This window comes from Sulfitobacter sp. CW3, assembly GCF_019392245.1.
Classification (GTDB): Bacteria; Pseudomonadota; Alphaproteobacteria; order Rhodobacterales; family Rhodobacteraceae; genus Sulfitobacter.
The window spans coordinates 94521-108332 of sequence record NZ_JAHXRL010000005.1; the positions used below are offsets into that span (position 1 = coordinate 94521).

At 56.4% G+C, this 13812-nt stretch carries 13 protein-coding genes; 7 read left to right on the forward strand and 6 right to left on the reverse strand.

Features of this window, described 5'->3' with window-relative positions; translation table 11 throughout:
* The 3 genes from sufB to KZZ06_RS13010 all read right to left on the reverse strand — a co-directional run bounded on the left by sufB (position 1) and on the right by KZZ06_RS13010 (position 3164).
* Positions 1 to 1521 carry a Fe-S cluster assembly protein SufB gene (gene sufB, locus KZZ06_RS13000; protein WP_219580551.1) on the reverse strand — a complete coding sequence of 507 codons (1521 nt, stop codon included), beginning with the start codon at positions 1519 to 1521 and terminating at the stop codon, positions 1 to 3.
* A 19-nt stretch (positions 1522 to 1540) separates the two neighbouring features.
* Positions 1541 to 2608 carry an aminotransferase class V-fold PLP-dependent enzyme gene (locus tag KZZ06_RS13005; protein WP_219580552.1) on the reverse strand — a complete coding sequence of 356 codons (1068 nt, stop codon included), beginning with the start codon at positions 2606 to 2608 and terminating at the stop codon, positions 1541 to 1543.
* A gap of 94 nt (positions 2609 to 2702) precedes the next feature.
* Entirely contained in the window at positions 2703 to 3164 is a 462-nt protein-coding gene (locus KZZ06_RS13010) for an Rrf2 family transcriptional regulator (protein WP_219580553.1), read from the reverse strand.
* A 177-nt stretch (positions 3165 to 3341) separates the two neighbouring features.
* Between KZZ06_RS13010 and KZZ06_RS13015 the strand changes: the two genes are divergently transcribed.
* The 7 genes from KZZ06_RS13015 (at position 3342) to typA (ending at position 9268) form a co-directional block, all read left to right on the forward strand.
* Complete coding sequence (locus tag KZZ06_RS13015; protein WP_219580554.1) at positions 3342 to 3995, forward strand: alpha/beta hydrolase; 654 nt, start codon at positions 3342 to 3344, stop codon at positions 3993 to 3995.
* The gene (locus KZZ06_RS13020) at positions 3995 to 4234 is read left to right on the forward strand and encodes a hypothetical protein (RefSeq protein ID WP_219580555.1); all 240 of its coding nucleotides are present in this window, start codon (positions 3995 to 3997) and stop codon (positions 4232 to 4234) included. The genes KZZ06_RS13015 and KZZ06_RS13020 overlap by 1 nt, the downstream gene beginning before the upstream one ends.
* Positions 4231 to 4812, forward strand: a complete 582-nt coding sequence (locus tag KZZ06_RS13025; protein ID WP_219580556.1) for an HD family hydrolase — start codon at positions 4231 to 4233, stop codon at positions 4810 to 4812. Before KZZ06_RS13020 ends, KZZ06_RS13025 begins: the two co-directional genes overlap by 4 nt.
* Before the next feature lie 91 nt (positions 4813 to 4903).
* Positions 4904 to 6118: an NADP-dependent isocitrate dehydrogenase gene (locus KZZ06_RS13030; protein ID WP_219580557.1), complete on the forward strand. Its 1215-nt coding sequence runs from the start codon at positions 4904 to 4906 to the stop codon at positions 6116 to 6118.
* 137 nt (positions 6119 to 6255) lie between these two features.
* Positions 6256 to 6864 (forward strand): YitT family protein, encoded by a 609-nt coding sequence (locus tag KZZ06_RS13035; RefSeq protein WP_219580558.1) that lies wholly within the window; start codon positions 6256 to 6258, stop codon positions 6862 to 6864.
* 125 nt (positions 6865 to 6989) lie between these two features.
* Complete coding sequence (locus KZZ06_RS13040) at positions 6990 to 7319, forward strand: multidrug efflux SMR transporter (RefSeq protein ID WP_219580559.1); 330 nt, start codon at positions 6990 to 6992, stop codon at positions 7317 to 7319.
* Between the two features lie 128 nt (positions 7320 to 7447).
* On the forward strand, positions 7448 to 9268 hold the full coding sequence (gene typA / locus KZZ06_RS13045) for a translational GTPase TypA (RefSeq protein ID WP_219580560.1): 1821 nt from the start codon (positions 7448 to 7450) through the stop codon (positions 9266 to 9268).
* A 200-nt stretch (positions 9269 to 9468) separates the two neighbouring features.
* Here the strand turns inward: typA and KZZ06_RS13050 are convergent, their stop codons facing one another.
* The 3 genes from KZZ06_RS13050 to recA form a co-directional block, all read right to left on the reverse strand.
* A complete protein-coding gene (locus tag KZZ06_RS13050; protein ID WP_219580561.1) occupies positions 9469 to 9756 on the reverse strand; it encodes a DUF1330 domain-containing protein in 288 nt (95 codons plus the stop codon).
* A gap of 4 nt (positions 9757 to 9760) precedes the next feature.
* Positions 9761 to 12418 (reverse strand): alanine--tRNA ligase, encoded by a 2658-nt coding sequence (gene alaS / locus KZZ06_RS13055; protein ID WP_219580562.1) that lies wholly within the window; start codon positions 12416 to 12418, stop codon positions 9761 to 9763.
* Positions 12419 to 12549: 131 nt separating this feature from the next.
* The gene (gene recA / locus KZZ06_RS13060; RefSeq protein WP_219580563.1) at positions 12550 to 13620 is read right to left on the reverse strand and encodes a recombinase RecA; all 1071 of its coding nucleotides are present in this window, start codon (positions 13618 to 13620) and stop codon (positions 12550 to 12552) included.
* Positions 13621 to 13812 lie beyond the last annotated feature (192 nt).

Here is a 13812-nt window from a genome sequence, read left to right on the forward strand (position 1 = left end):
TTACCCAACCGATCCTTCGAGGGAGATCGCAACGAGCGCTTGGGCTTCCATCGCAAATTCCATCGGCAGTGCTTGCAAGACGTCCTTACAGAACCCGTTTACAACCAGCGCTACGGCTTCTTCCTCGTCCATCCCGCGCGAGCGGCAATAGAACAGCTGATCGTCGTCCACCTTGGATGTGGTGGCCTCGTGCTCGACCCGGCTGCTGTTATTCTTGACCTCGATATAAGGCACAGTGTGCGCCCCGCAATCCGACCCGATCAGCAAGCTGTCGCACTGCGTATAGTTGCGCGATTCTTTGGCCTTTGGATGCATCGACACCAATCCACGATAGGTGTTCTGCGCCTTGCCGGCAGAAATCCCCTTGGAGACAATGCGCGACTTGGTACGTTTGCCCAAGTGGATCATTTTGGTGCCTGTATCGGCCTGCTGCATGTTGTTGGCAATGGCGATGGAATAAAACTCGCCCTGTGAATCATCACCGCGCAGGATGCACGACGGGTATTTCCACGTCACGGCAGACCCGGTTTCAACCTGCGTCCACATCACCTTGGCCCGATCACCACGGCAATCAGCGCGCTTGGTTACAAAGTTATAGATCCCGCCCTTGCCGTTTTCATCACCGGGGTACCAGTTCTGAACGGTCGAATATTTCACCTCGGCGTCTTCCTCGATGATGATCTCGACCACGGCAGCGTGCAGCTGGCTTTCGTCGCGTTGCGGCGCGGTACAGCCCTCAAGGTAGGACACATAAGACCCCTTGTCGGCGATGATCAGCGTGCGTTCGAACTGGCCCGTGTTTTCAGCGTTAATGCGGAAATACGTGGACAGTTCCATCGGGCAGCGCACCCCTGGCGGGACGTAAACAAACGACCCGTCAGAAAATACGGCGGAATTCAGCGTAGCGTAAAAGTTGTCATTCACTGGCACGACCGAGCCAAGGTATTTCTTGACCAACTCGGGATGCTCGCGGATCGCCTCGGAGATGGAACAAAAGATAACACCAGCGGCCTTCAGCTCTTTTTGAAAGGTTGTGCCGACGGAAACGGAATCGAACACCGCATCCACAGCCACCTTGCGCGGCGCATCAGTCAGCTCCTCCGCCCCTTCAACACCCGCCAAAAGCGCTTGCTCTTTCAAGGGAATACCCAGCTTTTTATAGGTCGCAAGCAGCTTGGGGTCGACATCATCCAGCGACTTGGGTTTGACCGCCATCGATTTGGGACGCGCATAGTAATACTGCTGCTGGAAATCGATTTCGGGATAATCAACCATCGCCCAGTCAGGCTCTTTCTTGGTCAGCCAAACATCATAGGCGTCCAGACGCCACTGCGTCATCCATTCCGGCTCTTCGTTCTTCTCCGAGATCAGCTTGACGATATCGGTGTTCAACCCCAGAGGCGCGTAATCCATCTCGATATCGGTGGACCAGCCGTGCTTATAGGCACCGCCAACTTCGCGCACCGCATCAACTGTCTCTTGATCGACGCCTTCTTTTACAATTGTCGTGTCCAAGCTCATATTCCTCTCGCTTCGGGCATCACGCCGCCCGCATCTGATGTTTCTCGAATTTCATTGCCCAGGCTTTCGCAAAGCGCTGCACATCTTCTTGTGTTGTCTCCGGGCCTAATGACACACGGATCGCACTTGCGGCGTCGGTGTCATTATATCCCATGGCTTGCAAGACCTTGCTGGCTTTTACCTTGCCGCTCGAACAGGCTGACCCTGCTGAAACCGCAAACCCCGCCAAATCCATTTGCATCACCTGCGTCTCGCCCTTCCAACCGGGGGTCAATATACAGGTGGTGTTCGGCAAGCGCGGCAGGTCGTTACCCACAAAAATAGTCCGTTCAGACGCAGCCGCAATAGTCTGTTCTAGAATATTTCTAAGTTCCGCCACCTCTTCCCAACGTCCTGCGGCAACATCACGGCCAGCAGCCTCTGCGGCGGCACCAAAACCAGCAATCCCGATGATATTTTCTGTCCCCGAACGGCGGTTCATTTCCTGCCCGCCGCCCCGCAAAATCGGCTCGGGGTCATTGGCGGTAAAGTTGATCAACGCACCAACACCCTTTGGCCCGCCCATCTTATGGGCCGATAAAATCGCATAAGACGGTGTCTCGGCCTGATATGTCACAGCCATTTTGCCCGCCAACTGCGTGATGTCACAAACCGTCGAATACTGCGGCGTACTGCCAATCACCCGGCCTGCATCGCCTAAAACGCCCGTCTCGCTGTTTGCCGCTGAGATCGCGACCAAACCCGCCCCTGCCAGATCGCCAGACGCCAGATCAATCTCAACCTCGCTCCAGACACCCAGACAATCATGCTCCGTCGCAAGCGCGCCAAACACGCCGCCATGCCGCTGCTTCTGGGCCACTGCCAAGGCCGCAGCCTCGGTCGCACTGCTGGTGAAAATCACCTGCGTGGTTTTGCACCCGACCAATTGCGCCACCTGCGCGCGGGCGCGCTCCACCAGCATCTTGGCCGCACGCCCCTCGGAATGCACACTGGACGGATTGCCAACGACATCCATCGCCGCGATCATCGCAGCCCGCGCCTCGGCCCGCACAGGGGTCGTGGCATTATGATCCAGATACACTCTCACAGCAGCTTCCAAATGGTCCTAAATCCCAGGGAGTTTGAGGGACAGCGTCCCTCATCTTTCAACAAAAGGAATCGCGCTTGCGCGGCCCCTACCTTCACTCATCATCCACAACAGCAAACAGGTTTGGCACCGCCGGGCATGGGGCCAGCTCATTTGCGATCACATCGGACAAACGCGTTTGATGCAAAAATACATAGACCTGCGCGCTCAGCCCCTCCCACAAGCGGTTGGTCAAGGATTGCGCGCGGCTGCCCGATGAACCACCGGACGCGCCCGCACCCACATGCATGGCATCGACTTTTTCATCGACCGCAGCCAGAATATCAACCACACGGATGTCGGACGCAGGCCGGCCCAGACGGTATCCACCGCCCGGCCCGCGCACAGATGCCACCAACCCGGCCCGGCGCAGCTTGACGAAAAGCTGCTCGAGATAGGGCAATGAAATCGACTGGCGTTCGGCGATATCGCCAAGCGACACTAATTCCCCACCGGGTTGCAACGCTATATCGGCCAGTGCCACCATGGCATACCGTCCCTTGGTTGACAGCTTCATCGCAATGATCCCTTTGTCAAAATCGCCTGTTTGATTGACGGCGACGCCTGAAATGCCTAAGTGCAATGCCTGACACCCGGAAACGCTGGGATCAAACAAGTTAGAACCGTTCTAAGGTGGCTTAGCGAATTCGTCAACTATTCCGCTGAACCTTTAGAACCCAAAGCAGGGATGCTCATGCCCGAGGTTATTTTTCCCGGACCCGAAGGCCGCCTCGAAGGCCGCTATCACCCACAAAAAGAGCGCGACGCGCCCATTGCCATTCTGTTGCACCCGCATCCACAGTTCGGCGGCAACATGAACCATAAGGTCGTGTATAATCTGCACTACGCCTTTTATAACATGGGCTTTACCGTCCTGCGGTTCAATTTCCGTGGCGTTGGCCGCAGTCAGGGCGAATACGACCAAGGGATCGGCGAATTGTCCGATGCCGCGTCAGCGCTCGATTATCTGCAATCGATGAACAACAACTCCAAGCATTGCTGGGTTGCTGGTTTCTCGTTCGGCGCTTGGATCGGCATGCAGCTTTTGATGCGCCGCCCCGAGATCACAGGATTTATCTCGGTCGCACCGCCTGCCAACATGTATGACTTCAGTTTCCTTGCGCCCTGCCCGGCCTCGGGTCTGATCATCAATGGTACGGCTGACCGCGTCGCGCCGCCTGCTGACACCGTTAATCTGGTCAATAAGCTGCACGAGCAAAAAGGCATCACCATCACCCACCAAGAGATCGAGGGTGCCGGCCACTTCTTTGAAGAGCCGCATATGGACACGCTGATCACCTCGACCACCGATTACGTGAAACGCCGCCTGACCGAGACAACACGCTAATGGCCGATCAGAACGTCACGGACATGGCCAATCAACTGGCCGAAGAATGTCTGTCCGTTCAGCACGAGACCGGAAACGAACGCCTGTTTATGGAGGTCGCTACCGTTCTCGGGGCGTCCTCCCAAACAATGGAAGAGGCGTTCCTGACAGCCATCCGGACCCGGATGGCTGCATTACAGGGCCGCACCTTCATGCAAAAGGCACTGGCCGCTCACAAAGCAAGGACTCCCCAAACATGACCGAACGACTTGAGCAGCAGATCGCCTTTTTAAACGAGGCGGACAAGCTCAAGTCGGTCATGCGCGGAACATTGCTTTGCGATGCATCGCGGTCTGAAAATTCGGCCGAACACAGCTGGCATTTGACGCTATACGCTTTGGTTTTGTCGGATCAGGCCGGGCCAAACGTCGACATCACCCGCGTGATCAAGATGCTGATCCTGCATGATCTTGTCGAAATTGATGCCGGCGATAACCCGATCTTTGGCTCGTATGAACCCGCTGATATGGAAGCGCAGGAACAAGCAGCAGCAGATCGTATATTCGGGCTTCTTCCCAACGACTTGGGCGATGATCTGCGTGCCACGTGGGAAGAGTTCGAAGCCAACCAAACCCCGACTGCGCAATTCGCCAAATCCCTTGATCGCTTTCAGCCACCCATTCAAAACCTTGCGGCAGGCGGCGGCAGTTGGATCGAATACAACGTGACCCATGACCAGTTCATCGAAAAGGTAGGGACAAAAATCAACGCAGGCGCGCCGGGGCTGTGGCACTATGCCCGCACGCGCATTTCCGCGTGGTTTGCCGCACATACATAAATCTGATTTACTTAACATTTACACTGATGCTGCACACACCAGTGTTGATAGACCAGCCATCGATATCCAACCCCAAAGGAACCGAACCCCCATGACCAAGATCAAGGTGGACAACCCGATTGTCGAACTCGACGGCGATGAAATGACCCGCATCATCTGGGATTTCATCAAGAAAAAGCTGATCCTCCCCTATCTCGACATCGATCTGAAATATTACGATCTCGGGATGGAAGTCCGCGACGAGACGAACGACCAGATCACCATTGATGCCGCCCACGCGATCAAGGAATACGGCGTCGGCGTCAAATGCGCGACCATCACCCCGGACGAGGCGCGCGTCGAAGAATTCGGCCTGAAAGAAATGTGGCGGTCCCCCAACGGGACGATCCGCAACATTCTGGGCGGCGTGATCTTTCGCCAGCCGATCATTTGCAAAAACGTGCCCCGTCTTGTTCCCGGTTGGACCAAGCCGATTGTCGTGGGCCGTCACGCGTTTGGTGATCAATACAAAGCCACCGATTTCAAATTCCCTGGCAAGGGCAAGCTGACGTTGAAATTCGTCGGTGAAGACGGCACCGAGATCGAGCGCGAAGTATTCGATGCGCCCGATGCAGGCGTCGTTATGGCGATGTATAACCTTGATAAATCCATCATCGATTTCGCCCGCGCGTCGATGAACTATGGCCTCAACCTTGGCTGGCCCGTGTATCTGAGCACCAAAAACACCATCCTCAAACAATATGACGGTCGTTTTCTCGAGCTGTTCCAGCACATCTACGAGACTGAATTTGCTGATAAATTCAAGGCTGCTGGTATCACCTATGAACACCGTCTGATCGACGACATGGTCGCGTGTGCGATGAAATGGAACGGCGGTTATGTCTGGGCGTGTAAAAACTATGATGGCGATGTGCAGTCCGACACCGTGGCCCAAGGTTTCGGCTCGCTTGGGCTGATGACATCCGTTCTGATGACCCCAGATGGCAACACGGTCGAGGCCGAGGCCGCCCACGGCACCGTGACCCGCCACTACCGCCAGCACCAAAAAGGCGAGGAAACATCGACCAACTCCATCGCCTCGATCTATGCGTGGACCGGCGGGCTCAAGCATCGTGGCAAGCTGGACAATAACGCGGCCCTCACCAGCTTTGCCGAGACGTTGGAAAAGACAGTCGTTGATACGGTAGAATCAGGTTTCATGACCAAGGATCTGGCCCTGCTCGTTGGCCCCGATCAAGGCTGGTTGACCACCATGGGTTTCCTGGAAAAGGTAGACGAGAACCTGAACAAAGCCCTCAGGGGTTAATCCAACAAGGGCCGCACTGATCAGTGTGGCCCTTTTTTTGTGCAGTTCAGCAGATTTACGCCACGTTGCGCTGCAGTGCAGCACAATCTTGGACGACACCTCTAGACAGGTCAATATACCTGCCCTATCTCGAGAGGATGAAAAAGCCTCTTAGCCCAAATCACAATCTGACGGATGATATCCAAGGCCTCGGCCTTGGGGTGTTTCTATGCGGGCTGGGTATGCACGTTCTCACCTCTGTCGGGTTGATCACCGGTCAAACTGCCGGCTTGGCAGTGATCATCGCCTACCTGACCGGCTTTTCTTTTGGCGTGGTGTTTTTCGCGATCAACTTGCCGTTCTATTTCATCGCCTACAAACGTCTGGGGCTTGAATTCACCGTAAAATCGCTGATCTCCGTCACGCTTTTATCCGTGGTGACAACATTGCTGCCCTTGGGCTTTACGATAGAAAAACTTGATCCCGCTTTGGGTGCCGTGATTTTCGGATCATTGGTCGGCCTCGGCTTGCTGGCAATGTTCCGGCATAACGGATCGTTGGGTGGCCTTGGCGTGATCGCTTTGTTGGTTCAGGACACCACGGGCTTCAAGGCGGGCTGGGTGCAGCTGATCACCGACGGCGTGATTTTCACCGCGGCATTGTTTCTATTCCCGGCCTCGGTCGTGGTTTATTCGCTGCTGGGGGCCGTCGTGCTGAACCTGATCATCACATTCAACCACCGCAGAGATCGTTATATCGCCGCCTGAAAACAGCGATCAAAGGTCTGGTCATTTTGATTAAAATTCTTCAGGACTAGGGGAAAGACCCCGCGCAATTTCGGTTATTTCCGCGTTCCGCCCGGCATCCCCTGACTTAAAAGGATTTGACCACAATGCATTACCTTTGGCTGTTTATCGCGATTGTATCCGAAACACTGGGCACCACAGCACTTCAGGCCTCGCAACAGTTCACCCGGCTTTGGCCCTCTGTGAGCGTGGTGATATTTTATCTGATCTCGTTCTATTTCATGGCGCTCGCGCTCAAGGTGATGCCGGTGGGAATCGTTTATGCGATTTGGTCGGGCCTGGGGATCGTGTGCATCGCGGGGATCGGCTATGTCATCTTTGGGCAAAAACTGGATTTCCCCGCAGTCATGGGCCTGATGATGATCATAGCCGGTATTTTGGTGATCCACCTGTTTTCAAACACCACAACGCACTGAATCCTGCCGAACCGGACGTTTGGATTGGTATTAGGGCTGGCTTTCTGGCGCGCACCACGGTATGCGCGGCGCAAATGCTGCGGTGCAACAGTGCGCGCGGCCCTCTTTCCTATCAAAGGCATACCCCAATGGACATGCGCAACATCGCAATTATCGCTCACGTTGACCACGGCAAAACGACGCTGGTTGACGAACTTCTGAAACAATCCGGCACCTATCGTGAAAACCAGGCGACCACTGAACGCGCCATGGACAGCAACGATCTGGAGCGCGAGCGCGGCATCACGATTTTCGCCAAACCAACATCGGTTGAGTGGAAAGGCCTGCGCATCAACATCGTTGATACCCCCGGCCACGCCGATTTCGGCGGCGAAGTTGAACGTATCCTGTCGATGGTTGATGGTGTTGTCCTGCTGGTTGACGCGGCCGAAGGCCCGATGCCACAGACCAAATTCGTGACCTCCAAGGCGCTGGCACTGGGCCTGAACCCCATCGTTGTCCTGAACAAAGTCGACAAGGGCGATGCCGAACCTGACCGCGCGCTGGACGAATGTTTCGACCTTTTCGCCAGCCTTGGTGCCAATGACCAACAGCTCGACTTCCCGCACATGTATGCGTCGGGTCGCAACGGCTGGGCAGACATGGAACTGGACGGCCCACGCAAGGACCTGTCGGCGCTGTTCGACCTGATCGTCAAGCACGTGCCTGCGCCCAAGCAGCTGAAAGACATCGACAAGCCGTTTACCATGCTGGCAACCACTTTGGGCGCTGACGCGTTCATCGGGCGGATGCTGACAGGCCGTGTTGAAACCGGCCAGTTGAAAACAGGCGAACAGGTCAAGGCGCTGTCGCGCGACGGCAAGCTGATCGAAAACTTCCGCGTGACCAAGATCATGGCGTTCCGCGGCCTGATGCAGCAACCCATCGATGTGGCCGAAGCCGGTGATATCGTGTCGATCGCAGGCATGGCCAAAGCAACCGTTGCTGATTCCATCGTGGCCCCGTCGGTTGACGTAGCCCTGCCCGCACAGCCGATCGATCCGCCAACAATCACCATCACATTCGGCATCAACGACAGCCCGCTTGCGGGTCGTGACGGCAAAAAAGTTCAGTCCCGCGTCATCCGTGACCGCCTGATGAAAGAAGCCGAATCCAACGTGGCGATCAAAGTCACCGACACCCCCGGTGGCGAAGCATTCGAGGTCGCCGGACGTGGCGAACTTCAAATGGGTGTTTTGATCGAAAACATGCGCCGCGAAGGGTTCGAACTGTCGGTCTCGCGCCCTCAGGTTCTGTTCCGCGAAGGTGAGAACGGCGAGCGTCTTGAGCCCATCGAAGAAGTCACCATCGACGTGGATGACGAATATTCCGGTGCCGTGATCGAAAAACTGACCGGTCCCCGCAAGGGCGAGCTGTCCGAGATGAAACCTGCCGGTGCTGGTAAAACCCGCATCATCGCATTGGTGCCATCGCGTGGCCTGATCGGCTATCACGGCGAATTCCTGACAGATACCCGCGGTACGGGCGTTTTGAACCGCGTGTTCCACGACTGGGCCCCGCACAAAGGTGCGATCCCGGGCCGTCGTGCTGGTGTTCTGATCTCGATGGAGAATGGTACGTCCGTGTCTTACGCGCTGTGGAAACTGGAAGACCGCGGCAAGTTCTTTATCGGTGCGCAAGAAGCTGTTTATCAGGGCATGATCATCGGCGAACACAGCCGTGAAAATGACCTGGAAGTGAACCCGTTGAAGGGTAAGCAGCTGACCAACGTGCGCGCATCCGGTACGGACGAAGCTGTGCGTTTGACCACACCGGTCACGCTGACGCTGGAACAAGCCATCGCCTATATCGATGATGACGAACTGGTAGAAGTGACGCCAAACGCTGTGCGTCTGCGTAAGCGTTATCTTGACCCGCATGAGCGCAAGCGGATGTCGAAGTCTGCATAATTTAAAGACCGGACCGGGGGCCAGCCCCCGGACCCCCGGGATTTAGGACCATTTGGAAAAGGGGGGCTTTGCGGCCCTCCTTTTTTGTTGGCAGAACTCTATGGGGTGATGGTGCGGTGACGCACAGGCGTTCGGCGACGCCATTAGGCCCGCCGCAGCGAGCCTATGGTCTTATTATTTAGGTGGTTAGGCGCGTCGGATCAGTCTTCGATCTCGACGACTAACAATTCACGCTCGGACGCGTCTTTGGCGTGGCTCAGGGCCTCTTGATAGGCGGGCGAATTATAGCAAGCTACGGCTTCCTCGAGCGAGGGAAACCGTGCCACGACGTTGCGGGGGCGTTCTTTGCCCTCGAGCTGTACAAAGCGCGCGCCACGGGCCAAAAACTTGCCCCCGTGATCGGCAATCGCGGGGCCTGCAAGTTTGGCATATTGACCGTATGCGTCTTCGTCGGTGACGGTGACATGGGCGATCCAGAGAGCTGGCATGGGGTTATCCTTTCAAGATGGCTTCGGCAGCCGCGATGGCCGCGTCGGCATTTGCAACGTCTTTTGCGCCGCCTTGGGCCATGTCAGGACGGCCACCGCCCCCCTTGCCACCCAGTTCGGCGACCACGGCCTTGACGATATCAACGGCCGAGGCGTTGGCGGTCAGATCGGCAGTCACGCCTGCGGCAACTGCTGCTTTGCCATCGGCATCCGCGATCAGAAGCACAACGCCGCTGCCCAGCTTGGTCTTGTATTCATCGACCAGCGCCGGCAAATCCTTGCCCGTCACGCCAGACAACACCTGCGAGATAAACTTGATCCCGCCGATATCGCGCGCCTCGGGTGCTGTGGAGCCGCCACCTGACATCGCGAGCTCACGGCGCAATTGCGCGACCTCGTTGCTGAGCTGTTTACGTTCGTCCATCAAGGCGCGCACGCGGTCTGGGACGTCTGCGGTCGAGGTTTTCAATTCGGACGCAACGCGGGACAAGGTGCTTTCCTGCGCGCGCAGCCAGGTCAGCGCCTCGTTACCGGTCAACGCTTCGATCCGGCGGATGCCCGAGCTGCTCGAACTGTCACCAAGAACCACAAACGCACCGATGTCACCGGTCTGGCGCACATGGGTACCGCCGCAGAGCTCAAGCGAATAGGTCGCCTTGTCGGCACCCTTGCCCGACCCGGGTTCGCGGCCCATCGACACGACGCGGACTTCGTCGCCGTACTTTTCGCTAAACAGCGCCTGTGCGCCCAAAGCGCGGGCATCATCCGGCGTCATGATCCGGGTATCCACCGGAGCGTTCTGACGAATATAGGCGTTCACTTCCTGCTCGACCTGCGCAATCTGTTCGGGGGTCATCGCGTGATTGTGGCTATAGTCAAAGCGCAAACGGTCCGCAGCATTCAACGATCCGCGCTGTGCCACCTTATCGCCAAGCGCATTGCGCAGGGCCTCGTGCAACAGGTGGGTGGCCGAGTGATTGGCGCGAATGGCGGTGCGGCGGGCGTGATCCACATTCAGCACGGCGGCCTGACCGGGGGTCACTGTACCCTCGACCACATCGCCGAAATGGATAAAGACGCCAGCCGTTTTGCGCGTATCTGTCACAGAAACGGTGCCGGTATCGGTTTTGATGATCCCAGTATCGCCCACCTGTCCGCCGCTTTCGGCGTAAAACGGGGTCTGGTTCAGGGCGATTTGTACCTTGTCGCCCACCTTGGCCGTTTTGACCTGTTCGCCGTCCTGAACCAGTGCGACGATCTGCCCTTCGGCGGTCTCGGTGTCGTAGCCCAGGAAATCAGTGGTGCCGCCGGCCTCGGCCACGTCGAACCAAACGGTTGCATCCGCAGCCTCGCCCGAACCGGACCACGCAGCGCGGGCCTGTGCTTTTTGCTTGTCCATGGCGGCGTTAAAGCCTTCGAGATCGACGCCGCGGTCTTTTTCACGAAGGGCATCCTGGGTCAAATCGACGGGGAAACCATAGGTGTCATACAGTTTGAACGCTGCGGCACCCGACAGGTTTTCACCCGCAGGCAGATCGCGCAATTCGTCGTCCAACAGCTTGAGGCCGCGATCCAGCGTTTTCTTGAAACGGGTCTCTTCGAGCAAGAGCGTTTCGGTGATCAGCGACTGCGCCTGCCCCAATTCGGGATAGGCACCGCCCATTTGGCGGACCAGTTCTGGCACCAACCGATACATCAGCGGGTCCTGAATGCCCAGCAGATGCGCGTGGCGCATGGCGCGGCGCATGATCCGGCGCAGCACATAACCACGCCCGTCATTCGCGGGCATGACGCCATCGGCGATCAAGAAAGAGGTCGACCGCAGGTGATCGGCGATCACGCGGTGATGGGTTTTGCCCGGCCCGTCAGGGTCAGTGTTCGATGCATTGGCGCTGGCGACAATCAGGTTGCGCATCAGGTCGGTGGCATAGTTGTCGTTGGTGCCCTGCAACAAGGCCGCAACCCGTTCGATGCCCATGCCCGTGTCGATCGACTGGTTCGGCAACGGCTTGCGGGTGCCATCCTCGAACTGTTCGTATTGCATGAAAACAAGGTTCCAGATCTCAACAAACCGGTCGCCGTCCTCCTCGGGAGATCCGGGAGGACCGCCCCAAATGTGATCGCCGTGATCGTAAAAAATCTCCGAACACGGACCGCACGGGCCGGTGGGGCCCATCATCCAAAAGTTATCATCGGTCGCGATGCGAATGATGTGATCGTCCGGCAGACTTGCGACTTTCTTCCAGATCGCAGCGGCCTCGTCATCGGTATGGTAAACAGTGACATACAACCGCTTCGGGTCAATCCCGAACTCTTTGGTGATCAGCTCCCATGAAAACGCAATCGCTTCGGCCTTGAAATAGTCTCCAAAGCTGAAGTTCCCCAGCATTTCAAAGAACGTGTGATGACGCGCGGTATAACCGACATTGTCCAGATCGTTATGCTTGCCGCCCGCGCGCACACATTTCTGCGCCGTCGTTGCACGCTTGTAGTCGCGGGTTTCGACGCCGGTGAACAGATTTTTGAACTGCACCATCCCCGAATTGGCAAACATCAATGTGGGGTCATTGCGTGGCACCAGCGGGCTCGATGGCTGGACCGAGTGTCCGTTCTTTTCGAAGTAACCAAGAAACGTGGATCGGATATCGTTTAGCGTCTTCATATGCGGGGCCTTTCGAGGGGCAAAAAAGTGTTGCACTCAAATAGCCTTGCGGCGGGGCACTGTCCACAGTTCCGCCAAACGAAAAAGGGCGCGCCCGCTGGCACGCCCCGTAAATTCATTTCAAAGGTGGATTACGCCTCGAGAATATCGATGTCGTCTTTTTCGGAGCCGTCGAAATCAAGCCCATGAGCGGCGCGGATTTTGTCTTCGATCTCCATCGCCATAGCCACGTTTTCTTTTAGGAAGGTTTTGGCATTTTCTCGCCCCTGCCCGATCCGTTCGTCGCCATAGCTGAACCATGATCCAGATTTATCAACCACGCCGGCCTTGACGCCCAGATCCAAAAGCTCGCCCATTTTCGAGATGCCTTCACCATACATGATGTCGAATTCAACCTGTTTGAACGGCGCTGCGACCTTGTTTTTCACAACCTTGACCCGTGTGGCGTTCCCGACCACCTCGTCACGATCCTTAAGCGCACCGATCCGGCGGATATCAAGCCGCACAGAAGAGTAGAATTTCAGTGCGTTACCGCCCGATGTCGTTTCTGGCGAACCAAACATCACGCCGATTTTCATCCGGATCTGGTTAATAAAGATCACCATGCAGTTTGACCGAGAGATCGACCCCGTCAGTTTCCGCATCGCTTGTGACATCAACCGTGCCTGAACCCCGACCGAGCTGTCGCCCATATCGCCTTCAAGCTCGGATTTCGGCGTCAAAGCCGCAACCGAATCGACTACAACCATGTTAACCGCGCCGGACCGCACCAAAGTATCAACGATTTCAAGCGCTTGTTCGCCGGTGTCAGGTTGCGAGATCAGCAATTCGTCGATATCGACGCCCAGCTTTTTTGCATATTGAGGGTCAAGCGCGTGTTCCGCATCGACAAATGCACAGACACCGCCCTGCTTTTGCTGCTCGGCAACGCAATGTAGGGTCAGTGTGGTTTTGCCCGAACTTTCGGGGCCGTAAATCTCGATGATCCGGCCCATCGGCAGACCGCCAATGCCCAACGCGATATCAAGGCCAAGGGAGCCGGTCGAGCTGGATTTGATGTCTTGAATGGCACCTTCTGCGCCCAGTTTCATGATCGACCCCTTGCCGAACTGGCGTTCAATCTGTGCCAGCGCGCTATCGAGGGCTTTTTGCTTTTCAGCTTGTTTCTTGTTGTCCATTGTCAAAAGATCTGCCGTTGCCATTTTAGGGTATCCCTTTACTGTCACAGTGGTGTCCAAGCCGCAATCGCTGCATGCACCACGCGGGTTTTGTTCTTTATATGTTCCATATGAGACTAAAAGCAGAACATTTCAATCTATTTGTTTCATGTTCCATCTTTTAGCCGAAGTGATTAACATCAGATTTACAGTGGCACTGCCGTAGGAATTAAACTT

Excerpts from the sequence above, each read along its gene's own strand:
- sufB (WP_219580551.1), bottom strand. The coding sequence starts at position 1,521 with ATGAGCTTGGACACGACAATTGTAAAAGAAGGCGTCGATCAAGAGACA.
- KZZ06_RS13010 (WP_219580553.1), bottom strand. The coding sequence starts at position 3,164 with ATGAAGCTGTCAACCAAGGGACGGTATGCCATGGTGGCACTGGCCGAT.
- KZZ06_RS13015 (WP_219580554.1), top strand. The coding sequence starts at position 3,342 with ATGCCCGAGGTTATTTTTCCCGGACCCGAAGGCCGCCTCGAAGGCCGC.
- KZZ06_RS13020 (WP_219580555.1), top strand. The coding sequence starts at position 3,995 with ATGGCCGATCAGAACGTCACGGACATGGCCAATCAACTGGCCGAAGAA.
- KZZ06_RS13025 (WP_219580556.1), top strand. The coding sequence starts at position 4,231 with ATGACCGAACGACTTGAGCAGCAGATCGCCTTTTTAAACGAGGCGGAC.
- KZZ06_RS13030 (WP_219580557.1), top strand. The coding sequence starts at position 4,904 with ATGACCAAGATCAAGGTGGACAACCCGATTGTCGAACTCGACGGCGAT.
- KZZ06_RS13035 (WP_219580558.1), top strand. The coding sequence starts at position 6,256 with ATGAAAAAGCCTCTTAGCCCAAATCACAATCTGACGGATGATATCCAA.
- KZZ06_RS13040 (WP_219580559.1), top strand. The coding sequence starts at position 6,990 with ATGCATTACCTTTGGCTGTTTATCGCGATTGTATCCGAAACACTGGGC.
- typA (WP_219580560.1), top strand. The coding sequence starts at position 7,448 with ATGGACATGCGCAACATCGCAATTATCGCTCACGTTGACCACGGCAAA.
- KZZ06_RS13050 (WP_219580561.1), bottom strand. The coding sequence starts at position 9,756 with ATGCCAGCTCTCTGGATCGCCCATGTCACCGTCACCGACGAAGACGCA.
- alaS (WP_219580562.1), bottom strand. The coding sequence starts at position 12,418 with ATGAAGACGCTAAACGATATCCGATCCACGTTTCTTGGTTACTTCGAA.
- recA (WP_219580563.1), bottom strand. The coding sequence starts at position 13,620 with ATGGCAACGGCAGATCTTTTGACAATGGACAACAAGAAACAAGCTGAA.